The sequence below is a fragment of the Streptomyces sp. NPDC020807 genome, from assembly GCF_040641575.1.
In the GTDB taxonomy this organism is placed as follows: Bacteria; Actinomycetota; Actinomycetes; order Streptomycetales; family Streptomycetaceae; genus Streptomyces.
The window spans coordinates 57,694-81,507 of sequence record NZ_JBFADU010000007.1 but is presented as its reverse complement, the minus strand read 5'-3'; the positions used below and the strand labels follow the sequence as shown (position 1 = coordinate 81,507).

Here is a 23,814-nt window from a genome sequence, read left to right as displayed (position 1 = left end):
GCCCTCCTTCGTCCCGCGCACCGGTCACCGGGGACCGCGGTCCTGGACAAACGGTCGACAGGCGAAGCCACTTCATGGACCATGCGTCCCATGCCTCTCACCGTTCGTGATCTATTGGCCATCCCTTCCCTTCGCCTGAGCCTCCTGGCGGGCGGCACGGGGCTTGGCCGAGTGGTCGAGGCGGCACACGCGACCGAGAACACGCGGCCCGCCGCCTGGCTCGAAGGCGCCGAAGTGGTCATGACCAACGGGCTGCTGCTCTCCGCCGACGAGCCCGGCTGCGCGGCTTACGTGGAGGAGCTCAGCGGTGGCAAGGCCGCCGCCCTCATCGTGGGAGTGGGCCCGGGACTGCCCCTGCAGGCGGTGCCGGCCGCCCTGAGCACCCATGCCGAGCGGGCCGGACTGCCCTTGCTCACGGCTCCCCCGAGCGTCCCCTTCGCCTCCATCACCAAAGCGGTCTTCCTGGCCCGGGCGGCCGAGGAACGACGCCTGCTGGAGCGCACCCTGCGCACACAGCGCCGACTGTCCTCCGCGGCCGCCTCCGGGGACGGTTTGACGGGTCTGCTGTCGTCCTGGCACCAGGCGGTCAACTCGGGCGTAGCCGTGTGCGATTCCTCGGGAAGGCTCCTCGGATCGGCGGGGGCCGACGGGCAGGAACTGCTGGCGAACGCCACCTCGGTGATCGAGACCGTCGCCCTGCACGGCCTCCGGGGAAGCGGCGGCGCGGACCTGCCCTGCGGAAGGCTCGTGGTGCAGCCCCTCGGCACGACGCGCCCGCGCGGATTCCTCGTCCTCCTCGACGCGGACTCCCCCGAGGCACGGCTGCTGATCAGCGTCCTCGTGTCCCTGCTCTCCGTCGAACTGGAACGCCGTCACCTGGCCGACGAGCCGCAGCGCCGCCGCCGCGCGGCCCTCCTTGCCCGGCTCTTCCATCCGGACGTCACCGCGGACCAGGCGAGGTCCTTGCTGCGGACGGCCGACGTCACCTCGGCGTCCGTCCGGGCCGTGGCCGTGCGGGCGGCCGGCGAACCGGTGGAACTCGCCGCCGATCTCGCCCTGGCGGTACCCGGAGGGCTCGCGCGCGTGACCGGCGAGACGGTCGAGATTGTCGTTCCGGAAGACGTGGACACGTCCGCCGTGCTCCGCCGCTTCGCCACGGGCCTTCCGGCGGGCATAGGTCCCGCCGTCGCTCCGCAGCACGCGGCGCTCTCGCTCCGGCAGGCGATCGGCCTGCTGTCCTCCAGCACCGAGCTGGGACGTCCCGTGAGCGCCTCGGAGGCCGGTTCGGTCAGGCTCCTGCTGAGCCTGGGCAGTCCCGCGACCCTGGCGGCCTTCGCCGACACCGTACTGGCACCGCTCGATGCCGCCGACCCGGGCGGGGAACTCACCGAGACCCTCCGGGTCTGGCTGGAGACGAACGGCTCCTGGGCCGAGACCTCGTCCCTGCTGGGCCTGCACCGGCACACCGTCCAGAACCGCATCGAGAAGGTGGCCAGACTGACGGGAAGACAGCAGGACCGGGCGGAGGACCGGGTCGACCTCTGGCTGGCGCTGACGGCTCGGGCGGTGGGCGGGCCCCTCGCCCACCAGCAGAAATACAGGAACGCCGTTCCCCCGAAGGGCTAAACAGTCCAAGCCGTCTCCGGACGGATCGACATGACGTCCATTTCGAGACAGGCCTGCCTGTTCCTACCGTACGCCTGCCGGCCAGGCCTCCTGGCACCCGCTCCCGGAGGTCCCTCTTCCGCGAGCGCACCGACCCGCCGGGGGACACCGAGGCCGGCAGCCACAGGAACAGAGAGGACCGTCCATGCCCCCTGCGTCCACCACGGCCACCACGGCCACCACGGCCACCACGGCGAGTTCGCGTCTCGGAGAGGCGCGAACCCTGGTCACCGCCCTCGTCGCGGCACTGCTCCTCGGACTGCTCGCCGCGGTCCCCGCCCACGCGGCCCTGCCGGCCTGGCCGCTGCTGCAGAAGGGAGCCACGGGGAACGACGTCGCCAGCCTGCAGTTCCTCCTCCGCCAGCACGGCGGCGTCGTCACCGCCAACGCCGAGTTCGACGCCCAGACGCGCAGCGCCGTCATCACGTTCCAGCAGAACCAGGGACTCTCGGCCGACGGGATCGTCGGACCCGCCACCTGGAGCAAGCTCGTGATCAGCGTCGCCCCCGGCTCCACGCAGGCCAACGCCGTCCGGGCCCTGCAGTTCCAGCTCCGCGAGCACGGATACCGTGACGTGGCGACCGACGGCGTCTTCGGACCGCCGACGACCGCCGCGGTGGAGGACTACAAGGCGCGGCACCAGCTCACGGGAGGAACGACCGTGGGGGCCACCACCTGGCAGCACCTGCTCGGATCACCGCCCGGATCCGGCCCCCGGGGCACGTACGCCTTCGTCATCCCGCGCGAGGACGTCTTCGACGGTCGGGAAAGCCTCCTGTGGGCCCATCACGACTATCCCGCCAGCGACATCGCCGTGGAGACCGGAACGCCCGCCTACGCCATCACCGGCGGCACCGCCCGGCTCAACGGCGGCCTCGACGACTCCTGCGGCCTGGGCGTGGCGATCGACGGTGACGACGGCGTCAGCTACCAGTACTGCCACCTCGACAGCCGCGACGTGAGCCACGGAGCACGGGTGACGGCGGGCCAGCTGATCGCCCGCACCGGCAACACCGGCAACTCCACAGGGCCCCACCTCCACTTCGGCATCTTCCGGCAGGGCGTGTCCGTCTGTCCCCAGCAGATGCTGATCGCCCTCTACGACGGCCTCGTTCCGCCCTCTCCGTGGACCCTCCCGGATTCAGGCTGCACTTACTGACCGGCGGCGACCGCCGGGAAGCGGTCCCCCGGGTCCCGTCCGGGCTCCGGCCGCGCCCCTGCGGGCCGACCGCTCCCCAGCACGCGCCTCGAACCCCTGTGCAGTCCCACGGAAGGGAAAGCCGGCCATGACCGGGACACCGCCGCCCCGCAGAGCCCGTGCCGAGATCGACCTCGGCGCGTTGCGTGCGAACGTCCGCACGCTGCGCGCCCACGTCGCCCCCCACGTCCGGATCATGGCCGTCGTCAAGGCCGACGCCTACGGACACGGCGCGGTGCGCTGCGCCCGTGCCGCCCTGGACGCGGGTGCGGACTGGCTGGGCACGGCCACCCCGCACGAGGCGCTCGCGCTGCGCGCGGCGGGGATCACGGACGTGCCCGTCATGTGCTGGCTGTGGACGCCGGGCGACCCCTGGGACCGGGCCATCGAGGCCGGTCTCGACATGTCGGTGAGCGGCATGTGGGCCCTGCGGGAGGTGGTCGCCGCCGCGGAGGCGACCGGCGAGCGGGCGCGGATCCAGCTCAAGGCCGACACCGGACTGGGGCGCAACGGGTGCCGGCCCGCCGACTGGCCCGAGCTGGTCACCGAGGCGCTCGAGGCCCAGGCGCGGGGGCTGGTGAAGGTGACCGGTCTGTGGTCGCACTTCGCGTGCGCCGACGAGCCGCACCACCCCTCCATCGCCGCTCAGCTGGACCTCTTCCGTTCGATGCTGGACCACGCCGAGAAGGCGGGCGTGAAGCCAGAGGTCCGGCACATCGCCAACTCGCCGGCCACCCTGACGCTTCCCGAGGCCCACTTCGACATGGTCCGGCCGGGCATCGCGATGTACGGCGTCTCGCCCAGCCAGGAGCTCGGCACCTCCGCCGAGCTCGGCCTGCGGCCGGTCATGTCGCTCAAGGCGAGCGTGGCGCTGGTCAAGCACGTGCCCGCCGGGCGCGGCGTGAGCTACGGGCACCACTACGTCACCGAGGGCGAGACCACCCTGGGCCTGGTCCCGCTGGGCTACGCGGACGGGGTCCCCCGGCACGCCTCGGGCCGCGGCCCGGTCCTGGTCGGGGGCCGGGTGCGCACGGTCGCGGGGCGGATGGCCATGGACCAGTTCGTGGTCGACCTCGGCGGCGACACGCCCGAGCCCGGCGCCGAGGCGGTGCTGTTCGGGTCCGGGGAGGGGGGCGAGCCGACCGCCGAGGACTGGGCGGTGGCCGCCGACACCATCGCGTACGAGATCGTGACCCGCATCGGCGCGCGCGTCCCGCGCGTCTACCCGGGCGACGGGGACTGACGATCCCCCACTTCGACCACCGCCGTACCGGCACCGGCCCCGGCCGAACCGGACCGGCACGGCCCGCTCCGTGCCGTCGGCCCTAACGGAGCAGCGGCGACCAGGCCGCACCTCCCTGCCGCGTGCGGCAGGCACTTGATCCGTCCTCCCTTCGCGGCACCCGCACCGGAGGACCGTTCCGTTCCATCTGTCCAGACAGGAGAACCAGTATGAGGATCCGCCCCGTCCTGACCGCTCTGGCACTCGTCACCGGCGCCCTCTTCGCCCCCGGGTTCGGCGCCCTCACCGCCGCCGGCGAGGCCCATGCCGTCACCAAGATCAGCCACGCCACCGCGACCGCCATGTTCACCGCCTCCGGGATCACCTGGTCCTCGTCCGGCAACTGCTCCGACCGCTACGACCCCACCTGTACGTCCTTCGAGCAGCTCAACCTCGCCAGCGCCCAGGGCGCCCAGACCCTCAAGAGCGCCAGCGGCTGCGCCCTCAACATCACCGGCGGCACCGAGACCGGACACGCCAGCGGCACCTACTCCCACTGGAACGGCTACAAGCTGGACTTCGGCAAGGCCAAGTGCCTCGCCACCTACATCAAGGACAACTTCACCTACATCGGCGTGCGCGGGGACGGCGCTCCGCAGTGGCAGTCCGCCAGCGGCAACGTCTACGCCGACGAGGGCAACCACTGGGACGTGACCTACTACAACTGCGGCGGCTGCTGACCGCCGGCTCCTCCCCCGGGCAGCCCCAATGCGGGTCACCGCCCTCCGGAGCCGACGTGCCCTCCCGCTGCCGAACGCACCGCTCGGCAGACGGCGACACCGGCTCCGGAGGGGCGTCGACCGGCCATGTGTCCGCCCGCGGGCAGACGCCGCGCCCCCGTTGTCGAGGATCCTGCCCCGAGAATCACGACCGACTCGCCCCACCTGGAGGACCGTTGCCCCGAATCTCCCGCCGTGTCGTGCTGCTGGCGACAGCCGGCAGCACGCTCGCCCTCCCCGTCGTCCGCTCCGGAACCGCGTACGCCGCCACCCCTCTTCCGCCGAGGAGCGAGGGGCCGTCGATCGTGACGCACCCTCGCGATCCCGGAGCGGTCTACGGCTCCGACGCCGCCCGGAGCGCCCGCCCCGAGCCGCTGAACGCCACCGTCGGCTGCGCCGTGGACCGTGGAGGTCGTCGCTGATGGCCACCTTCGTCACCCGCGCCCAGTGGGGCGCCCGAACGCCCACGAACGTCAGCGGCAGCATCACACCGGAACAGGGCGGCGTGGCCGTCCACCACGTCGACGCCGTGAAGGTGGCCGAGGCCGACCACGGCGACTGCGCCGCACAGGTGAGGGGCATCCAGAACTACCACATGGATTCGAACGGCTGGTCGGACATCGCCTACAGCCATCTCGCCTGCGTCCACGGGTACCTCTTCCAGGGGCGTGGCGAGTACGTCCGCACCGCCGCCCAGGGCACCACCCAGGGCAACGACGACTGGTACGCGGTCTGCGCGCTGACGGGTGGAACCAGCGGCAACTACGACACCGTCACGGCCGGGTTGATCGACGCCATCCGGTACGGGATCAACCGCCTGAGGGTGTCGGGCGGCGCCGCGCAGGCCATCACCGGCCATCGCGACCACCATTCGACCGGCTGCCCGGGCAACCTGTACTCCCGGGTCCTCAGCGGCGAGGTCAACCCCGGCGGCGGCCCGCTGCCCTTCCCCGGAGTCAGCTTCCGTCAGCCCCCGGCCACCGTGCACGCCAGCGTGGCGACCTGGCAGTACCGGATGAACAGCAAACACGGCTACTCCCTCACCGTGGACGGCCAGTACGGACCGGGCTCCGACACGGCCTGCCGCAGTTTCCAGTCCAGCAAGGGCCTGAGCGTGGACGGCGTCGTCGGACCGGCCACATGGGGCGCCGCTTTCGCCTAGCGCCGCGGGCAAAGAACCCGTGAACCCGGTCGGCGGGATTCCTGCGGACTGCGGTCGACCCAGGCCGACCGCAGTCCGTCGACCTGACGGCTGGTCGGACGCCGATGAGGACACCGTTCGCGGTGTCCTCATCGGCGTCGAAGGGATGGCGCTCACTTCTCCGGACCCCCTGCGGGTCGGCGTCAGGGCGCACCTGGACCTGCGTCCGGGCAACGTCGTGTCGGCCCGGCGTGGCCCTGTGGTGACCGACTGGTGCGACGCGGGTGCCGGTGATCCCGGCTGCCGATGTGGCGATGTCGAGAGTCGCCCGCTGGCCCCCCGCCACCGCCACCGCGAAACGCGTCGATCGTGCACCTACAGGTCGCGCATCGACAGGCGGCGGGAAAGGCGAGCCCCTGGCCTGCGCCGTCCGCCTCCCGGCACGCGTCACCGCCACCACGCGCACGCCGGCAGGCGCGGCGCAGGCCCCTGACCTCGGCTCGGCGGCGCGGGTGACGGCCGGTGCGAACACTCCGGAGGCACTCGCCGTCGCACCCGGGAGGCCTGTCCAGATCTCGTAATAGGCGATACATTTACACCCTGAAACTCCATGAAGTGAAACGCGGGAGGCCAGACGGCACGGTCGTGAGGACCGTGTGCAGGCTTCGGCGACCTCCCGCTGCAGAAGGGAAGTCCATGAGCCCCACGCTGGCCGACGAGATCCGCAGCCGGCTCGGAGAGCTGAGCCCTGCCGAACGCAAGGTCGCGCGGGTCCTGCTGGCCGGCTACCCCGCCGCGGTCTTCGAGACGGTCGCCACGATTGCGGAGCGGGCCGGCGTCTCGGCGCCCACAGTGCTGCGGTGCGCGTCGCGGCTGGGTTACAAGGGCTTTCCCGATCTGCAGGCGGCGCTCCGCTCTGAACTCGACGCGCGCAACGCCTCGCCGATCACGCTCTACGCGGCCGCGGAGGCCTCGGAGCGGGAGACGATGGCCCGGCCCAGCTCCGTGGCCACCCCTCTCGGCGAGCGCTCGGCCCTTGTGCAGCAGGCGGTCTCCCAGACCTTCGACGAGGTGGCCCAGCACGAGTTCGAGGAGGCGGTGGCCCTCCTCGGCGACCCCAGGCGCCGGGTGCACCTGGGGGGAGGAAGGTTCACGCACCTTCTGGCCGAGTACCTGGGCCTGCACCTGATGCAGTTCCGCGACCAGGTGAGCCTCCTGCCGCACAAGGACGTGGAGCGGACGTCGTTCCTCACGCAGCTCGCCCGGCGCGACGTCACCGTGCTCTTCGACTACCGGCGTTACGAGGCAGACAAGACGCTCATCGCCGAACTGGCCAGGGAGCGCGGCGGCAAGGTCATCGTGTTCACCGACCCGTGGCTCTCGCCGGCCGCCGCCCACGCGGACGTCGTCCTCATCACCCAGGTGTCCTCCCCGTCCCCCTACGACAGCCTGACTCCGGCTCTGGCGGTCGTGGAGTCGCTCGTCGCCGAGGTCCTCGACCGCGTCGGCGGCGACGGCCACGAACGGATGAAGGAGGCGGAAGGGATCGCCCGGCGCACCGGCCTCCTGTGAGCGGACCCGCCGAGGTCTCCGCACCGCGGCCGGGAGGAAGGGTGCGGAGGGGATTCCACGGGACGGGTCAGTCGAGGGCTCCGTTGACGGTGGCCCTCGGGATCCCGATCCCGGGGACCTGGTACTTCGTGAGGATCTTGCGGTACGAGCCGTCGTCCATGAGGGACTGCAGGGCCGCTTGAACGGCTTCCTTGAGGCCCGGGTGGTCCTTCGACAGCCCGATCCCCATCGGGGAGGCGCTGTACTCTCCGACCGCCGCACGCCCCGTCACCGTGGAGAACGACTTGCCGCCGTCCGCGTTCGAGGCGACGTACGCGGCGGTGACCTCGTCCAGGTAGTCGGCGATGACCTTGCCGCTCCGGAGGGCCAGCTGGGCCTCGGAGTCCTTCGAGAAGGCGAGGATCCGGATGGGCTTGAGGTGCTTCGCCTTGCAGAGTTCCTGGCGCTGCTGAAGGAGCTTCTGGTGGTTGGTTCCGGTCTGCACTCCGACGGGCTTGCCGCACACGTCCGTCACGACCGCGATGTTCTCGGGATTGCCCTTCTTGACGAGCCAGCCGGGGCCGGCGTTGAGGTAGTCGACGAAGTCCACGGATTTCTGCCTGGCCTTCTTGTCCGTCATGGCCGACATGACGGCGTCGAACTTCCCCGCTTGCACGGCGGGCAGGATCCCGTCGAACTTCTGCGCCTTGAACTCGAACCTGACCCCGAGGCGGGCCCCCAGGGCCTGACCGAGGTCGTAGTCGATTCCGGTGATCCGGTCGCTCCCCTCCTCGGTGTACATCTCGAAGGGCGGGTAGGGAACATCGGTGGCGACGCGGACGACCCCTTCGGCACGGATGTCTGCGGGGAGCATGGCGTAGAACGCGGGGTTCGGCTTGATCGTGAGGTCGGGCAGGACGGCCACTGCGCCGGCCATCCGGGACCGAGCGGGGGACGAGGCGTCGTCGCCGGTGCCGCATCCGGAGACGAGGAGCGTCAGGAGGGCGACGGAGACGACCGTGGGGCGGGGGTGAACCGGCACGAGGCGGCCTTTCTCGGAAGTAGGGACCGGGCAACTGTTCCCGGGGGGGGCGGGACCTCCCACAGCCGCGCGCTCGGCGAGGGGGCGGTCCCGCATCCGACGGCTGGTCGGGCGGAAAGCGGAGGAGCCGGCACCGCGAAGCGGGCCGGCTCCGCCACCCAGCCGATCACTGCGGCGCGATGTCGATCTGCAGCGCGATGAGGGTGCGGGCGGTGGTGCCGTCTCCGGTGAAGGCGGCGAACCCCCGCGCCTTGGTGAAGGTCACGGTGAACCGCGGTTCGGTCTCGAAGGTCGTCGCGGTGGCGCTGTTCTGGGCCCGGGTCGACGCGAGGGCACGGGCGGTGGTGCGGAAGGAGTAGGGGGTGCCGTCCGCGTTGGCGGCCGAGTAGAAGACGTCGGTGTTGGCCGGCACGGGGGTCGTGGCGGCGGGGACCAGGGGCTGCTTGCCCGGGTGGACGCGCGCTGTCCACGTGCGGGCGTCGTACTGGTCTCCGTCGGTGAGGTAGCTGTACCGGGCCCGGCGCAGCGACCAGCCGTTCGCGGAGTCGTGGGCGCGGGCGGCGCGCAGGTCGAGGACGGCAACGCCGTTCGGGCCGAGGACCGTCACGTGCTCGCGGTTGCCGCCGGGCCGGTCGACGACCAGGGCGGTGTTCTCCTCGAGGGCGTAGACGCGGTCGTGGCCGGTGTCGGAGGCGAGGCGCAGCGCCCGGCCTTCGCGTCCGTAGGCACCGGTGTGGGTGTCGACGAGTCCGGAGCGGAGGAAGCCGAACCCGCCCTGGGGGATGTATCCGAGGCGGGTCGGGTCGTCGAAGTAGCCGGGGGCGCTGCCGTCGCGGAGCGACTCGTAGGACTCGCCGCCGCTGACCATGTCGGGGCCGGAGGCGATCTGGGCGCCCGCGGAGGATCCGGACACCACGGCCCCGTGGGCGAGCTTGGCACGGATGGCGGCGAGGACCTTGGAGTCCTTGTGCTCCTCTCCGCGCAGGAGGGTGGTGATGTAGCGGTACTGGTCGCCTCCGCCGAAGAAGAAGCCGGTCATGGACTCGACCTGCGCGACGACGGCGTCCGAGTCGGCGTTGGCCGCGTGGTCGATGTCGAGGGGGATCCACTGGGCGTCCGCGGCGCCGTGGCGCTTGAAGAGGTCGGCGTAGTAGGCGCCGTTGCAGGCGGAGTTGCTGCACAGGGCGGGATCGCCGGCGTGGGGGTCCTGGCTTTCGGGCACGGAGGCGGCGGTGATGATGCCGATGCGGGCCTGCGGCCCGCCGGCCCGCTTGATGATCTCGCCGTAGACCTGGGTGTTGTTCTCCTTCAGTGCTCCGCCGATCAGCACGAGGGATCCGGTCTGCTGCCGGTCTGGTCGGGAGTCGGCACTCGCGGGAGCGGCCGCGGTGAGGAGGGCCACGACGAGACCGCCGGCGAGGACGGTGCGGCGGGCTGGAGCGGAAGGTACGCGCATGATGCCTCCGAAGGCGGGAGAGGGGGCCGATGAGCCCGTGCGTCCGGCGTGCGGTGCGGGCCCGGGTCGAGCCGGCGGGGTCGCCGAGTGCGCCGGCGGAGGGAAGCGGACCTTCCCTCCGCCGGCACGTCGGTGCCGTTCAGGTGGTGCTGCTGTCGCCGAGGGAGACGATCAGGTCGGCGAGCATGGCGACGCGCTGGGGGACGCTGGTGGTGTCGAGCCACTCCTGGGGCGTGTGGTCCGCGCCTCCGACGGGGCCCAGGCCGTCCAGGACCGGAACTCCGGTTCCGGCGATGAGGTTGGCGTCTCCGACTCCGCCGGTCGCCGCGGCGCCGAGCTCGATCCCGGCCGCGTGCGCGGCGCGGCGCGCGTGGTCGAGCATGCGCCGGGAGGCGGGGGTGTCCTCCATCGGGGGGCACAGGTCGAGCTGCTCGACCTCCACGGTGACGCCCGGGACGCCCGGGTGGTCGGCGGCTTTCTGGATGGCCCGGGTCACGCGCTGGATGTCGGCCGTCGTGGCGGCGCGGACCTCGATGCGGAGCTCGGCGTCGGGGCAGACGATGTTGGCGCGGGTACCGGCCCGGACCACTCCGACGTTGACCGTCACGTCGTCCCAGTGCCCGTTGAGGGCCTGCAGGGCGACGGTCAGGTGGGCGGCGGCGAGGGCGGCGTTGGCTCCGCGCTCCGGTTCGATGCCGGCGTGCGCCGCCCGGCCGGTGACCGTGAGGCGGAAGTCCGCGACGCCCTTGCGCGCGATGACGAGGTCGCCGTTCTCCCGGGCGCATTCGAGGCCGAGGCCGTAGTGCACGTCCCTGGCAGTGCTCTCGATCAGGGGGCGGCTGGCCGGGGAGCCGATCTCCTCGTCAGGGGTGGCGAGGAAGACCAACTCGGCGTAGGCGTCCGTGCCGGACTCCCCGAGGATCTCCAGGGCGGTGAGGCCCGCGAGCAGACCGCCCTTGTCGTCGCTGACCCCTGGGCCGTACGCCGTGGAGCCGTCGACGCGGAAGGGGCGGGCGGCGGCGGTGCCGTCCTCGAAGACGGTGTCCATGTGGCCGGCGAGGAGGATCCTGCGGCCTCCTTCCGCCTCGGGAAGGCCCCCGCGTCTGCGCCCGATGAGGGCGTCGCCGGTCCGGTGTCCGTCGGGGGTGGCGGGGAAACGGACGCGTTCGACGTCGAACCCCATCCGCTCCAGTCGACGCTCGACCCAGTCGGCGACCTCGTCGACGCCTTCGGGGCTGTAGGAGCCGGAGTCGATGGAGACGAGCTGTTCCAGGTCGCGCAGGTAGTCGGGGCGGCGGGCCCGAGCCAGGTCGAGGAAGTGCCCGAGCCGGTCCTGCCGGCGGGTGGGGGCGCTCACAGGACCTTGGACAGGAAGGCGCGGGTGCGCTCCTGCTCCGGGTCGACGAGCACCCTGCGGGGGGCTCCCGCCTCCACGACGACGCCCTCGTCCATGAAGACGGCGGTGTCGCCGACTTCGCGGGCGAAGCCGATCTCGTGGGTGACGACGACCATGGTCATGCCGTCGGCCGCGAGCTGTCGCATCACGTCAAGGACGTCTCCGACCAGCTCGGGGTCGAGGGCGGAGGTGGGCTCGTCGAAGAGCATCAGCTTGGGCCGCATGGCGAGCGCGCGGGCGATCGCCACGCGCTGCTGCTGGCCGCCGGACAGCTGGGCGGGGTAGTGGTGGGCGCGGTCGCCGAGTCCGACCCGCGCCAACAGTTCCTGCGCCTGCTCACGGGCTTCGGCCCTGGGGACCGCCCCGACCTTCACAGGGGCTTCCATGACGTTCTCGACGGCGGTCATGTGCGGGAACAGGTTGAACCGCTGGAAGACCATGCCGATGTCCCGTCGGCGTTCGGCGACCTCGCGTTCGCGCAGCTCGTGGAGCTTGTCGCCCTGCTGACGGTAGCCGACGAGCTGTCCGTCGACGGCAAGCCGGCCTCCGTCGATCTTCTCCAGGTGGTTGATGCAGCGCAGGAACGTGGACTTGCCCGAGCCGGAGGGTCCGAGGAGGCAGCAGACCTGGCCGCGTTCCACGGTGAGGTCGATGCCCTTGAGGACCTCCAGTCTCCCGAAGTGCTTGCGTACGCCTTCGGCGCGCACCATGGGGGTGCTCATCGGTTCTGCTCCTTGCTGTTCTTGCCGAGCCGTTCCATGGTTCCGCCGAGGAGGCGCCGGAGCGGGGAGACGTGTCCGGCGCGGGTGGTGCCGCGTCCGTAGCGTCGTTCCAGCCATGCCTGGGGCACGCTGAGGAGGGTGACGAGGGCCAGGTACCAGATGCTGGCCACGACCAGCATGGGTATGACCTGGTAGTTCTGGGCGTAGACGTCCTGGATGTTGGACATCAGGTCGTGGGCGGAGATGACCGAGACCAGTGCCGTCATCTTGAGCATGTTGATGGTCTCGTTGCCCATCGGCGGGATGATCACGCGCATTGCCTGGGGCAGCACGATCCGGCGCATGGTGAGCGCGGGCCGCATGCCCAGCGAGTGCGCGGCCTCGGCCTGGCCGGGGTCGACGGACTGGATGCCGGCGCGGACGATCTCGGAGGCGTAGGCCGCCTCGTTGAGGCCCAGTGCGAGCAGGGCCGCGATCGACGGTGTCAGCAGGGTGTTGGTCTCGGCCTGGAAGAACGTGACGTCGGTGAAGGGGATGCCCACCTTCACGTACTTGTAGAGCGCCGCGGCGTATCCCCAGAAGATGATCTGGACGAGCAGGGGGGTGCCGCGGAAGACCCAGACGAAGGCGTTGGCGAGGCCGTACAGCACGGGGCTGGAGGAGAGCCGCATGACGGCGATCAGCGTGCCGAGCGCCAGGCCGAGGAGCATGGCGGCGGCCGTCAGCCAGAGCGTGGTGGCCAGACCGTCGAAGATGAGGTCGGCGAAGAGGTAGTCGCCGACGACGTCCCAGTGCAGGTTGTCGTTCTTCGCCAGGGATCCGACCAGTCCGACCAGGGCCAGCAGGGAGGCGACCGCGGCGATCCAGCGCCCGTAGTTGCGGACGGGCACGACTTCCAGATCGCGCGTGCTCGTCGTACCGGTGGTCGTGTCGACGGGAGACTTGGTGTCGATCATGCTCAGTCCACCGACGCGTTCTTGGTGGCTTCCTTCACCGCGATCGACGGAACGCCGTACTTGTTGTAGATCTTGATGAGGGTGCCGTCGTCGATGAGGGCCTGCAGGGCCTTCTGCACGGCGTCCGTCAGCTCGGGCAGTTGCTTGCTGATCGCGATGCCGTTGGGCGAGGCGTTGTAGCCGCCGGGCGCGGCAGGGTCCTCGACCAGGTCGAAGGCCTTGCCGGCGTCGGCGGTCTTGGCGACCCAGCCGGCGGCGGGCTTGGTGAGCACCTGGGCGACGACTTTGCCCGAGCGCAGGGCGAGCTGGGCGTCGGAGTCCTTGGGGAAGGTCTGGACGTCGATCTTCGCCTTGCCCGCCTTGGCGCAGGCGTCCTGGTGGGACTTCAGCAGGTCGAGCTGGTTGGTGGCGGTCTGGACGGCAACCTTGAGGCCGCACAGGTCGTCCAGGTTCTCGATCCTGGAGGGGTTGCCGTCACCGACGAGGATGCCGGAGCCGGACTGGGAGTAGTCGACGAAGTCGACGACCTTCTGCCGGTCCTTGTTGTCGGTGATGGCGGACATCGCCACGTCGAACTTGCCGGCCTGGATGGCCGGGACGATCCCGTCGAACTTCTGCGGGGCGAAGGCGAAGGTCACGCCCAGCTTGGCACCGAGCGCCTGGCCGAGGTCGTAGTCCAGCCCGGTCAGCGCGCTCTCCCCCTCCTTCACGTACATCTCGAAGGGCGGGTACGGGACGTCCGTCGCGACGCGCACCTCGCCGGCCTTCTTGATCTTCTCGGGGAGCAGGTCGTGCAGCTTCTGGTCCTTGACGACCTCCACGCCGGCGACGACGGCCTTGCCGGACGGGGCGGCCGCGTCATCGCCTCCGCAGGCGGACAGGGAGGCGAGCATGATCGCCGCGGCAACGGCGGCCGCTGCGGGGCGTGCGATACGAGCGTTCATCGCGTGGAACCTCTCGGTGATTTTCTGCCGACGGATTCTGGCCGCCGACACAGCAGAGAAGTTACATACGGACGCACTCATTGACTAGATGTATGCCTCATTACGTTCACGTAACACGCCCCCACCGACCTCAGGTGCGGTCGATTTGGATGTTTTGGCCAGATATTTTCCAGGCCTCGACGATCGATGAAAGCTGAAACACTCTTACATCTTCCTGCGAAGCCTCGTTACTTGTATGTTCCGCTACCAGCCGCTGCCCCCTCGGTGGGTCGCTGCGGAATCGATCAATCCCTTTCCCTGGAGCGCAGATGCCACCCCGTTCACTCAGGTTCACTTCGGCGGCCGTCGTACTCACCGCGATGGCCTCGGCGCTGATGGCGCATCAGCCCGCCCACGCGGCGGCCGACAGGATCAGACTGGGCAACACGGCCGACGTCAGCAGGAGCACGTGGAACGGCCCGGCCTTCACCATGAACGGCGCCGGCGGCATCGTCACCGCCTCGATGACCCGGGCCATCGACGACGTCCGCGGCGGAACCGGAGCCCTCGACGTCGTCGTCCTGGCGGGCTCGGCGCCGACCTCGGGGAGCAAGACCCCCGAGTGCGACACGATCAGCGGACTCGCAGGAGTCAACTCCTGTACGACGTGGACGCTCACGGCGGCCAGCGACGGCAACAACAGTCAGGTCAACACCGACGTCCGCAACGCGGAGTTCGTCTACTTCGCCGGCGGCGACCAGTGCCGCTACGCCGCCTGGAAGGGGACCGCGCTGGAGGCCTCCGTCGAGTCGGTCGTGGCCAAGGGCGGCGGCTCCGGCGGCGGCAGCGCGGGGCACCACATCAACAGCCCGATCGTCTACGACGCCTGCAACGGCAGCGTCACCAGCGCCGAGGCGCTCGCCAACCCCTACGACCGGTACATCAGCTTCACCACGGGCATGTTCGAGTGGGCGAACTACGGTTCCGTCATCAACGACTCGCACTTCGTGACCCGCGACCGCATGGGCCGCACGATGTCCTTCCTCGCCCGCGCGGTGAAGGACGGCCTCGCTCCGGGAGGCGCCGCCTGGGGCGTCGGGGTGGAGGAGGGCGGCGGCTCGCTGTACCTCGACCGCAACGGCACGGCGACCCAGTACGGCAAGGACGCCTACGTCGTCCTCGCCGACCACCAGCCGGAGCAGGCCGTCGACCGCAAGCCGCTGACCTACTCGGGCTTCAAGATCTGGCGCCTGACGCCCGGCTCGACCTTCGACTTCAAGAACCGTCCCACCTGCGGCTACTACCTCCGCAGCGTCACCAACGGCGTCACCGACCCCAACCTCTACAGCGGCACTCCGGTGACCGACTGCGGCACCCAGGGCGGCGGGGGCACGCTCGCCGAGAGCGAGCCGAACGACACCCGCGACACGGCCGACGACGCCTCCACCCTCTCCTCCCCCGGCACCCTCACCGGCAGCATGCAGTCGACCGGCGACCGCGACTACTTCAAGCTGACCCTCTCCTCGGGCCAGAAGGCCTCCGTGAACTGCGCCGTCCCGTCCGCCTACGACGCCGACCTCTACTGGCTCGACACGAACGGCAGCACCCTGACCCGCTCCGTCAACAACGGCGCCGGCACCGACGAGTCCCTGTCCTTCACCAGGACCGCCTCCGGAACCGGCACCTACTACCTCGACATGGAGGCCTACAGCGGATCCGGAACCGCGTCCTACAGCTGCACCGTGACGAAGAGCTGATCCGGCCCGCACGACGGGCGACCGGACCGCGTTCGCGGTCCGGTCGCCCCTATTCCAGCCCCCGACACCCCCGAACCACGCGCGCGCGGCCCCGGCGGTTCAACTCGGCCGGGCGAGCCTCCACGGGTCCAGCAGGAAGGCGAGCTCTTCCTCGGGGATCAGCCCCTCGCGAGCCGCGAGCTCCCGGACGGGAACGCCGGTCGCCTGGCACCGGCGAGCCAGCGCCGTGGCCCGCTGGTAGCCGATGACGGGGTTGAGGGCGGTGGCGAGACCCGAACTGTTCTCCACCAGAACCAGCAGGTGCTCCTCGTCGGCCTCGATGCCCGCGACACAGCGCTCGGCGAGGAGCACGCAGGCGGCCTCCAGCCGGTTGGCCGAGTTGAGCAGGTGGTGGACGATCAAGGGCTCGAAGGCGTTCAGCTGCAGCTGTCCCGCCTGCGCCGCCGCGCAGACGGCGGCGTCCGCCCCGACGACGTCGAAGCAGACCTGGTTGACCGCCTCGGGCATCACGGGGTTGACCTTGCCCGGCATGATGCTCGACCCGGCCTGGAGCTCCGGCAGCCTGATCTCGCCCAGTCCCGCGCGCGGGCCCGAGGCCAGGAGCCTGAGGTCGTTGCAGATCTTCGAGAGGCGCAGCGCGAACTGCCGCATGGCACCGGAGAGCCGGATGAACCCGCCCACTCCCTGCGTGCTCTCCACCCGGTCACGGGCGGGCCTGACTGGTGCGGACGAGACGGCGGCGAGGTGGGTCACGGCCAGTGCCGCGAACCCGGCATCGGCGTTGAGACCCGTGCCGATGGCCGTTCCCCCCAGGTTGACCTCCAGCAGGGCATCGGAGGCGAGGCGGACGAGCTCGGCGTCGTCGCGCACGGTGAGGGCGAACGCGTCGAACTCCTGGCCCAGCGTCATGGGCACCGCGTCCTGCAACTGGGTGCGGCCGAGCTTGACGGTCTTCGCGAAGGCCCCGCCCCGTTCGGCGAAGGCGTTGCGCAGCACGGACATCGCGTCCAACAGCCGCCCGGCGGCGGCGTACAGGGCGAGCTTGGCCGCCGTGGGGTACACGTCGTTCGTGCTCTGGGACCGGTTCACGTCGTCGTTGGGATGGAGATGTGCGTAACTTCCCCGCGCGTGTCCGAGAAGCTCGAGCGCACGGTTGGCGATGACCTCGTTGGCGTTCATGTTCGCCGACGTGCCCGCCCCGCCCTGGAAGACGTCCACGACGAACTGGTCGTGGAGGCGACCGCCGCGGATCTCCCGGCATGCGCCGACGATCGCCCTGGCCTCCTCCTCGGGAAGCGTCCCCAGTTCCAGGTGGGCGAGCGCGGCCGCCTCCTTGACCGCCGCGAGGGCCACGACGAGTTCGGGGTGCGACGAGAGCGGGATCCCGGTGAGCGGGAAGTTCTCCACCGCCCGCAGCGTGTGGATGCCCCAGTACACCTCGGCCCCCACCTCTCTCCCGCCTATCAGGTCGTGCTCCTCGCGCTGCATAGCGGCCCCTTCGCCCTTGACGATCGGTTCCTTCCGAACCCATGGAAGTATCGTCCATTACAACAAGGGCTCGCAAGGCATCGTTAGAATCAACCGTTACTTGGCTGGTCGACGAGGTCACCATTGGCCCACGATGCGGTCCCCCCTCCTCTCACTCCTGATGGGCTCGATACGGGAGGGCAGAACCTGGGTCCAGCCTGAAGCGAATCACGCGATTCCCGAACGTTGCTGAACCAGATCATCGCCGTGGAGAAGGGCGTCGAGTCGGGGGCGCATCAAGACCTGACGGCTGCTCACCATGGCCTCAGCAAGCCCGCGTTGCTCGCCGGAATCTCGCGCACGTGCCAGCCGCAGGACGAGGAGGGCGAGCAGCTGCCGCCCGAGTCGACGCTCGTGCAGGTGCCGCGCAACCACGTGAAGGCGGAGGCGACGGACAAGCACCCGGCGCAGGTCGAGGTGTACCACGAGGACGTTCCCGTCGGGTACTGGACGACGGTGAAGTTCTCCGGTGCGCTGCCGGCCCGACGGGTCAACGAGCTGCAAAGCTGAAGCTGAGCCTTGTCGTGACATCCGCGGTTGATGTGAGGTTCGAGTCCTCATCCCGGCAGAGGCGAACCGCAGTCAATCTCGGGCCATTGCTCCAGACTCAGCATGCGCCGCTCATCGCCGGATCGACCGGGCCAGGGTCCGAGGGCAGGCTACGCCTCGGACCCGCTCCTTTTCAGTGGGGGGAGAGCAGGCAGAACTCGTTGCCCTCGGTGTCGGTGAGCACCCGCCAGGAGATGGCGGACTGGTCGATGCCCGGGTCCCCGGCGCCCAGGGCGCGCAGGCGGGCTTCCTCCGTCGCCGGGTCGTCGCCGGGGTACGGGCGGACGTCGAGGTGCACGCGGTTCCAGACGGTCTTGGCGTCGGGTGTGCGGATGAATTCCAGGTAGGGCCCGACGCCCTTGGCGGAGCGCAGCGCCGCCTGATCGTCGGTGACCTGGTGGACCGTCCAGTCCGTGGCCTGGCCCCAGAACCGGGCCATCCCCCGGGGGTCGGCGCAGTCGACGACGATCGCGGCGACCGGGCCGGTGTCCCGGTAGGTCTCGCGGGGCTCCAGGACGCAGAACTCGTTGCCCTCGGGATCCGCCATCACCGTCCAGGGAACGTCCCCCTGCCCCACGTCGGCGAGCGTCGCGCCGAGGCCGCGGAGCCGCTCGACCAGCTCCGTCTGGTGGGTGGTCGAGGTGGTGGCGAGATCGACGTGCACCCGGTTCTTGACCTGCTTCGGTTCCGGGCGGGCCACGATGTCGAGGCAGACGGCGGCGGGGTCGGGATAGTCGAAGCCCACCGGTTCGAGGTTGGTGATCCCCGGCCCCTCGCTCTCGACGCCCCAGCCGAGCGCCTCCGCCCAGAAGCGACCGAGCGCCGCGTCGTCCTGCGCCTGCATGGTGATCTGTACGAGTCTCGTCGTCATGCCTCCAAGCCTAGAACTGGAGGTCACGGGCCTCCTGCCCGCCCGCGCGGTATCTGTCAGGTACCCGTGCGACGCACGTGCACGTGGCCGTCGTTGGGGTAGGCGGGAGGGGACGCCGGCAGGATGCCGTCGAGGGCGAAGCCGGTCTTCTCGGCGACGCGGCAGGACGCCGGGTTGTCGGTCTGGTGGAGGAGTTCGAGGGTGGTGAGGCCGTCGCCCGCGAAGACGTCGAAGGCCCAGGCGGTCAGGGCGTCGAGGGCGCGCGGGGCCACGGCCCGGCCTCGGGCGTGCGCCGCCGTCCAGTAGCCGACCTCGGCGGAGGTCTTGCCGGGCGTCACGCCCTTCAGCACCACGTTGCCGACGACGCTCCCCCACTCTCCGTCGGCCCCTTCTTCGAGAACCGCGAAGGCGAGCCGGTCGCCGTTCGTCCAGCCCCGCTCCTCGGCGCGCACCCACTCCAGCCCGCTGTCCTCGCCGTCCACCACGAGGGACGACGCCCGGCGCAGCGCCGGATCCCGGTAGGCCTCGACGAGGGCGGGGATGTCCTCCTCGCGCCAGGGGCGCAGGACGAGAGCGGGACGGGAGGGGGTCGCGGCAACCTGGAGCGTCACGGAAGGGTCCATCGTCGGATGATAAACATCGCCACCCCGGCGGGGAGGCCGGAAGAAAACCGGAGGCGTACGTCCCCGCGCGCCGCGTAGGGTTCCGTTCATGATCAACTGGAACGGCGTCGAGGCCGCCGGCTACGCCGTGCCCACCGGAACCCGGTCGCTGGACGATCTCGTCAGCGAGCTGTCCGTCGCCCTGGCCGACCCCGATCCGCAGATCCGGGACGGCGCGCCGTACGCCGTCCTCGCCACCTGGATCGACCGCGGGACGATCGGAACGGCCCGGCGCCTCGCGCTCGGTGACGAGATGGCCGCCCGCTTCACGCACCCGCGTACCGAGGCCCGTACCTTCGCACCCCTCGTCCTGGACATGCTCGTGAGCGCGGGCGACCTCAAGGCCGGTTGGGTGGACGACTTCGAGGTCTGGTACCCCGCGGAGTCCGACCTCCGCGGGCACGACGCGACGGTCGGCTGGCTGCACTCCGTCGCCCACGGGGCGGACCTCCTCGCCACACTCGGGCTCCACCCCGACGTCGACCCGTCGCGGATGCTCGCCCTGGCCGCCGCCCGGCTGACCGCGCCCACCGACCACGTCTTCGACCAGCTGGAGGACGACCGTCTGGCCCGGGCGGTCGCGCGCGTCCTCACCCGCCAGGACCTGAGCGAGGCCGACTCCGTCGGCTGGCTGGACGCGGTGTCCGACCGCTTCGGAGCGGACCGGATCGTGACCCCGGTGCCCGCGCACCTCACCAACTGCCTGCGCACACTGCGTCTGCTCTACATCCTGGCCGACCGCGGAGTACGCCCCACCAGCGAGCAGCCGGCCCGGCCGCTGCGGCACCCCGAGGCCGTGAAGGCGGCCGTCGCCCGGACGCTGGACCGGATCGTCAAGCGCTGATCAGCCCGGCGCCTCGCTTCCTCCCAAGACCTCCAGCTCCCGCGCGCACAGCTCCGTGAAGACGGGGGACAGGATGCGGCCGACGACGCGCCGGTCCGCCGCGGCGAGCACGAACGGCAGGCTACGGACTCCTGCGCCTTCGGTCGGCCATCGGCGATCGGCGATCGGCGCGGACAGTCCAGCTTGGGTGCGTGGGTACGGGTCCGGGCGTGCCGCTCCGATGGTGTCGTCCCGTGCGTACGGAAGATCGCCGAAGTGTCTTGTGCGTCGGTTCCACCGGCTGCGACCATCGTCGGATGCGTTCGCGAACAGTCGGCATACCGGATCTCGACGGCACCGAGACGGTGGCCGTCGTCATCGACGTCATGCGGGCGTTCACCACCGCCGCGTGGGCCTTCCACCTCGGTGCGGAGAAGATCGTCCTCGCCGCCGACGCGGACGAGGCGCTGGAGATCAAGGCGGGGCACCCGGGCTGGCTGGCGCTCAAGGACGGGGCTCCGGCCGACGGGTTCGACCTCGTCAACTCGCCCGTTCTGATCCAGGAGTCCGACCTCACCGGCCGCACGGTCGTGCAGAAGACCACCGCGGGAACGGTGGGAGCCCTCGCGGTCGTCAAGGCCGACCTCGCGCTCTGCGCGAGTTTCGCCGTCGCCGGCGCGACGGCCCGCGTGCTCGCGGACGCCGGGGCCGACGCGGTGACGCTCGTGGCCACCGGCGAGGACGGGCGCGCGGTCGAGGACCTGGCCTGTGCCGACTATCTGGACCGGCTCCTGGCCGGAGGGGACCGTCCCGACCCGGCCCCCTACCTGCATCGCGCGCGCACGTCGCCCGCCGCCGACGACCTGCGCTCGGGTGTACGCGGCGGGGCTCGTCCCGCCGATGTGGACCTGTGCTGCCAGGTCGACAGCTTCGACTTCGCCATGAGGCTCGGCCTGGAGGACGGGATGGCCGTGCTCCGGCCGTTCCGGCCGTTCCGGCCGTTCCGCGCCCCCGCCCCCGGCGTCGGCGATAGCGTCGTCGGCTGACACGCCGTCTTGCGCGTCGGCGCAGGCGTCAGCTCACGCGCCGGACCCCGTCAGCCCGCGCGGAGAACCTCCGCCTCGATCTGCGCCAAGTGCGCCGCGACGATGTCCTCGAACGCCTCGCGGCGGTCCACGCCGAGGGGGCGGACCTCGCGGGCGAAGTGGGCCAGGGTCGGGAAGCGCTCCGGGTCGGCGCCCAGGGCCGCCACGCGGAAGAGCTCCATGCCCTGCTCGAACTCCTCCGGCTTGATGATGCCGATGCCGGCCTCGGAGGAGATCAGCGCGGAGAGGAGGACCGCGAGGCGGTGGTAGCGCGCCGGGATCTCCTCGTCGGGAAGACCCGAGGCCCGCAGCGCCTGGAGGACCTCCTCCATGACCAGGCGGGACCCGGCCCCTCCTGAGGCGTACCGGCCCCAGGCGGCCGCGAGTTGCGGCTGCTCGCCGAACGACTCCCTGACCCGCAGGGCCAGTTCGGTCAGGCGTCGCTTCCAGTCCCAGTCGGGCTCGGGGCGGTAGCCGTCCATCGACGCCACGAGGACCCGGTCGGCGACCGCGCGCAGCAGTTCCGTCTTGCTGCGGAAGTGCCGGTAGAGGCTGGAGGAATCCGTCCCGAGACTCGCGGCGAGCTTGCGCACGCTGAACGACTCCGCGTCGCTCGTGCGCAGCAACTCCGCTGCCGCGTCCAGGATTTCCTCCGTCGTCCAACGCCTGCGACCTGCCATTACGCCCCTCTCGTCGGACTCCAGTCTCTCACGCACTTGGTGTTGCACGCAGTGCGTGCATAATGGATGCACGAGCGTGCCGCACTGCCGCCCGAACCAGGCCGCAGGCGCGGGACCGACCCTTGAGGCACTGCGAAAGGACGCATGTCGTGAGGAACCACTCGAACGATCCGGGCTCCCTGGATCCTCCGGACTCCGTGGACTCCCTGGACTTCGCGGCGCTCGACGCCGCCATCCGGAACGCCCACCGCGCCGGAATACCGGGCCTGTTCGCCGAGGTGCGCGCCGGCGACCAGGTCTGGCGCGGCGCCGCCGGAGTCGCCGACCTCGACACCCGCCGCCCCGTCACGGCCGACATGCGCCACCGCGTCGGCAGCGTCACCAAGACCTTCACCGCCTCGGCCGTCCTCCGGCTGGCGGAGGCCGGCCGCCTCGACCTCGACGCGCCGGTCGGCCGGTACCTCACGGTGCCGCACCTGGGAGAGCGCGCCGAGAGCATCACCGTGCGGATGCTGGTCAACCACACCAGCGGCCTCGCCGAGTACTTCCCGTACGCCTATCCCTCCCTCAGGGCGTACCCCGCCCTCCAGGACACCTCGCCGGAGAGCCTCGACGACAACCGGTTCACCCGCTTCGACGCGGACGACCTGATCGAGATGGGGGTCACCGCCCCCGCCGCGGGCGCGCCCGGGGACACGCCCGGCCTGTACTCCAACACCAACTACCTGCTCCTGACGCGGCTCCTGGAGCAGGTGACGGGCATGACGGCGGAGCAGTGCATCACCCGGAACGTCATCGAACCCGCCGGGCTCCAGGACACCGGATTCCCCACCGGCCCGGCCGTCGAAGGGCCGCACTCGCGGCTGTACGAGGCATGGTTCACCATGATCGACCCGCCGCGCGACTACAGCGTCTTCGACATGTCGTGGGTGGGCCCCGCCGCGTCCCTCGTCTCGACCGTCACGGACCTCAACCGGTTCTACGCCCTCCTGCTCGCGGGCAGGATCGTCGGTCCCGCGTCACTGGAGGAGATGCGACGGACCGTCCCGGTCGTCCTGCAGGACGGGAGGACCGGTGACTACGGCCTCGGCCTGCACACGATGGGCGAGCCCGGCCGGGCCACCTACTGGGGGCACGGCGGTACGGTCTGGGGCGGCGGCACCCTCGCCCTGATCCGCGCCGACGGCGGGCGGCAGATGGCGGTCGCGGTGAACCTCCAGAGGTGGAACGAGCTCGACGCCTCGGGCAGGCCGCAGCCGCATCCGATCGACGACGCCCTCGCCGCGTTCCACCACGCGGCGATGTACGGCTGACCGGGGCCGTCCCCCAGACGCGTCGCGGCACTCGCCGCACTCGCCGCACTCGCCGCACTCGCGGGATGATGGACCCGAACGACGGAACCACAGGTCAGGAGCCTCCATGGCGAAGCAGGTCCATCAGCCCCGCGAGGACGCGGAGTTCGACTTCATCCTCCGGATGAGCCCGGTTCCGGTCCTCGCCTACTTCGTCGGGACCTGGCCCAAGGCGATCGAGCCCTGCCGCGCCATGGACCTCGTCATCGGCGGCGTGGCCGACGAGTACACCGGGCGTCTCACGGTCGTCCGGACCGACATCACCCGCTGCCCGCTCGCGACCAAGCGGTACGAGGTCACCGGCGCTCCGTCCTACGTCCTCCTGGAGGGAGGGGAGGCCGTGGCCCAGGGGACGGGCCCGATGACCGGTTCCGAGGTCCGCGGCCTCCTCGACGGTCACCTCTGACCGCCGCCGGGGCATCGGGGCGGCGTCCGCGCCAGTAGCGCCCTCCGCGTA

General features: G+C 71.0%; 22 protein-coding genes and 1 pseudogene. 13 read left to right on the top strand and 10 right to left on the bottom strand.

Annotated elements, in window-relative coordinates:
• Positions 1–81: 81 nt before the first annotated feature.
• The 7 genes from AB0G79_RS13965 (at position 82) to AB0G79_RS13935 (ending at position 7,577) form a co-directional block, all read left to right on the top strand.
• Positions 82–1,626: a PucR family transcriptional regulator gene (locus tag AB0G79_RS13965; RefSeq protein ID WP_360805379.1), complete on the top strand. Its 1,545-nt coding sequence runs from the start codon at positions 82–84 to the stop codon at positions 1,624–1,626.
• A 184-nt stretch (positions 1,627–1,810) separates the two neighbouring features.
• Positions 1,811–2,824: a peptidoglycan-binding protein gene (locus tag AB0G79_RS13960; RefSeq protein WP_360805376.1), complete on the top strand. Its 1,014-nt coding sequence runs from the start codon at positions 1,811–1,813 to the stop codon at positions 2,822–2,824.
• A 127-nt stretch (positions 2,825–2,951) separates the two neighbouring features.
• A complete protein-coding gene (gene alr, locus AB0G79_RS13955; protein WP_360805373.1) occupies positions 2,952–4,106 on the top strand; it encodes an alanine racemase in 1,155 nt (384 codons plus the stop codon).
• 209 nt (positions 4,107–4,315) lie between these two features.
• Positions 4,316–4,825 (top strand): hypothetical protein, encoded by a 510-nt coding sequence (locus tag AB0G79_RS13950; RefSeq protein WP_360805370.1) that lies wholly within the window; start codon positions 4,316–4,318, stop codon positions 4,823–4,825.
• 215 nt (positions 4,826–5,040) lie between these two features.
• Positions 5,041–5,286, top strand: a complete 246-nt coding sequence (locus tag AB0G79_RS13945; protein WP_360805367.1) for a hypothetical protein — start codon at positions 5,041–5,043, stop codon at positions 5,284–5,286.
• Positions 5,286–6,026, top strand: coding sequence for a peptidoglycan-binding domain-containing protein (locus AB0G79_RS13940; RefSeq protein ID WP_360805364.1), 741 nt, complete (start codon positions 5,286–5,288; stop codon positions 6,024–6,026). The genes AB0G79_RS13945 and AB0G79_RS13940 overlap by 1 nt, the downstream gene beginning before the upstream one ends.
• Before the next feature lie 675 nt (positions 6,027–6,701).
• Complete coding sequence (locus AB0G79_RS13935; RefSeq protein ID WP_360805361.1) at positions 6,702–7,577, top strand: MurR/RpiR family transcriptional regulator; 876 nt, start codon at positions 6,702–6,704, stop codon at positions 7,575–7,577.
• Positions 7,578–7,644: 67 nt separating this feature from the next.
• Here AB0G79_RS13935 and AB0G79_RS13930 read toward each other — a convergent pair whose 3' ends face one another.
• From AB0G79_RS13930 to AB0G79_RS13905, 6 genes are all read right to left on the bottom strand, one after another.
• Positions 7,645–8,598 carry an ABC transporter substrate-binding protein gene (locus AB0G79_RS13930; RefSeq protein ID WP_360805358.1) on the bottom strand — a complete coding sequence of 318 codons (954 nt, stop codon included), beginning with the start codon at positions 8,596–8,598 and terminating at the stop codon, positions 7,645–7,647.
• 166 nt (positions 8,599–8,764) lie between these two features.
• A complete protein-coding gene (locus AB0G79_RS13925) occupies positions 8,765–10,054 on the bottom strand; it encodes a cyanophycinase (RefSeq protein WP_360805355.1) in 1,290 nt (429 codons plus the stop codon).
• 139 nt (positions 10,055–10,193) lie between these two features.
• Complete coding sequence (locus tag AB0G79_RS13920; RefSeq protein ID WP_360805352.1) at positions 10,194–11,411, bottom strand: M20 family metallopeptidase; 1,218 nt, start codon at positions 11,409–11,411, stop codon at positions 10,194–10,196.
• Positions 11,408–12,160: an amino acid ABC transporter ATP-binding protein gene (locus tag AB0G79_RS13915; RefSeq protein ID WP_360805917.1), complete on the bottom strand. Its 753-nt coding sequence runs from the start codon at positions 12,158–12,160 to the stop codon at positions 11,408–11,410. The genes AB0G79_RS13920 and AB0G79_RS13915 overlap by 4 nt, the downstream gene beginning before the upstream one ends.
• A gap of 8 nt (positions 12,161–12,168) precedes the next feature.
• Positions 12,169–13,128, bottom strand: coding sequence for an amino acid ABC transporter permease (locus tag AB0G79_RS13910; RefSeq protein WP_360805349.1), 960 nt, complete (start codon positions 13,126–13,128; stop codon positions 12,169–12,171).
• Positions 13,129–13,130: 2 nt separating this feature from the next.
• Complete coding sequence (locus tag AB0G79_RS13905) at positions 13,131–14,072, bottom strand: ABC transporter substrate-binding protein (RefSeq protein ID WP_360805346.1); 942 nt, start codon at positions 14,070–14,072, stop codon at positions 13,131–13,133.
• A 308-nt stretch (positions 14,073–14,380) separates the two neighbouring features.
• Between AB0G79_RS13905 and AB0G79_RS13900 the strand changes: the two genes are divergently transcribed.
• Positions 14,381–15,808, top strand: coding sequence for a hypothetical protein (locus AB0G79_RS13900; protein WP_360805344.1), 1,428 nt, complete (start codon positions 14,381–14,383; stop codon positions 15,806–15,808).
• 99 nt (positions 15,809–15,907) lie between these two features.
• Here AB0G79_RS13900 and AB0G79_RS13895 read toward each other — a convergent pair whose 3' ends face one another.
• Entirely contained in the window at positions 15,908–17,296 is a 1,389-nt protein-coding gene (locus AB0G79_RS13895) for an aspartate ammonia-lyase (RefSeq protein ID WP_360805341.1), read from the bottom strand.
• A gap of 225 nt (positions 17,297–17,521) precedes the next feature.
• On the opposite strand from AB0G79_RS13895, the pseudogene AB0G79_RS13890 reads away from it, so the two are divergent.
• Positions 17,522–17,836, top strand: a pseudogene (locus AB0G79_RS13890) (hypothetical protein); the annotation flags it as partial.
• A gap of 181 nt (positions 17,837–18,017) precedes the next feature.
• Here the strand turns inward: AB0G79_RS13890 and AB0G79_RS13885 are convergent.
• Positions 18,018–18,755 carry a VOC family protein gene (locus AB0G79_RS13885; RefSeq protein ID WP_360805338.1) on the bottom strand — a complete coding sequence of 246 codons (738 nt, stop codon included), beginning with the start codon at positions 18,753–18,755 and terminating at the stop codon, positions 18,018–18,020.
• 56 nt (positions 18,756–18,811) lie between these two features.
• The gene (locus AB0G79_RS13880) at positions 18,812–19,378 is read right to left on the bottom strand and encodes a GNAT family N-acetyltransferase (RefSeq protein WP_360805335.1); all 567 of its coding nucleotides are present in this window, start codon (positions 19,376–19,378) and stop codon (positions 18,812–18,814) included.
• An 88-nt stretch (positions 19,379–19,466) separates the two neighbouring features.
• On the opposite strand from AB0G79_RS13880, the gene AB0G79_RS13875 reads away from it, so the two are divergent.
• Positions 19,467–20,261: a DUF2785 domain-containing protein gene (locus tag AB0G79_RS13875; RefSeq protein ID WP_360805332.1), complete on the top strand. Its 795-nt coding sequence runs from the start codon at positions 19,467–19,469 to the stop codon at positions 20,259–20,261.
• A gap of 296 nt (positions 20,262–20,557) precedes the next feature.
• Positions 20,558–21,286 (top strand): 2-phosphosulfolactate phosphatase, encoded by a 729-nt coding sequence (locus AB0G79_RS13870; RefSeq protein WP_360805329.1) that lies wholly within the window; start codon positions 20,558–20,560, stop codon positions 21,284–21,286.
• A 50-nt stretch (positions 21,287–21,336) separates the two neighbouring features.
• Here the strand turns inward: AB0G79_RS13870 and AB0G79_RS13865 are convergent, their stop codons facing one another.
• Positions 21,337–22,005 (bottom strand): helix-turn-helix domain-containing protein, encoded by a 669-nt coding sequence (locus AB0G79_RS13865; RefSeq protein WP_360805326.1) that lies wholly within the window; start codon positions 22,003–22,005, stop codon positions 21,337–21,339.
• 149 nt (positions 22,006–22,154) lie between these two features.
• Between AB0G79_RS13865 and AB0G79_RS13860 the strand changes: the two genes are divergently transcribed.
• Entirely contained in the window at positions 22,155–23,318 is a 1,164-nt protein-coding gene (locus AB0G79_RS13860; RefSeq protein ID WP_360805323.1) for a serine hydrolase domain-containing protein, read from the top strand.
• 106 nt (positions 23,319–23,424) lie between these two features.
• Positions 23,425–23,763 (top strand): thioredoxin domain-containing protein, encoded by a 339-nt coding sequence (locus AB0G79_RS13855; protein WP_360805321.1) that lies wholly within the window; start codon positions 23,425–23,427, stop codon positions 23,761–23,763.
• The last annotated feature ends 51 nt before the right edge of the window (positions 23,764–23,814 follow it).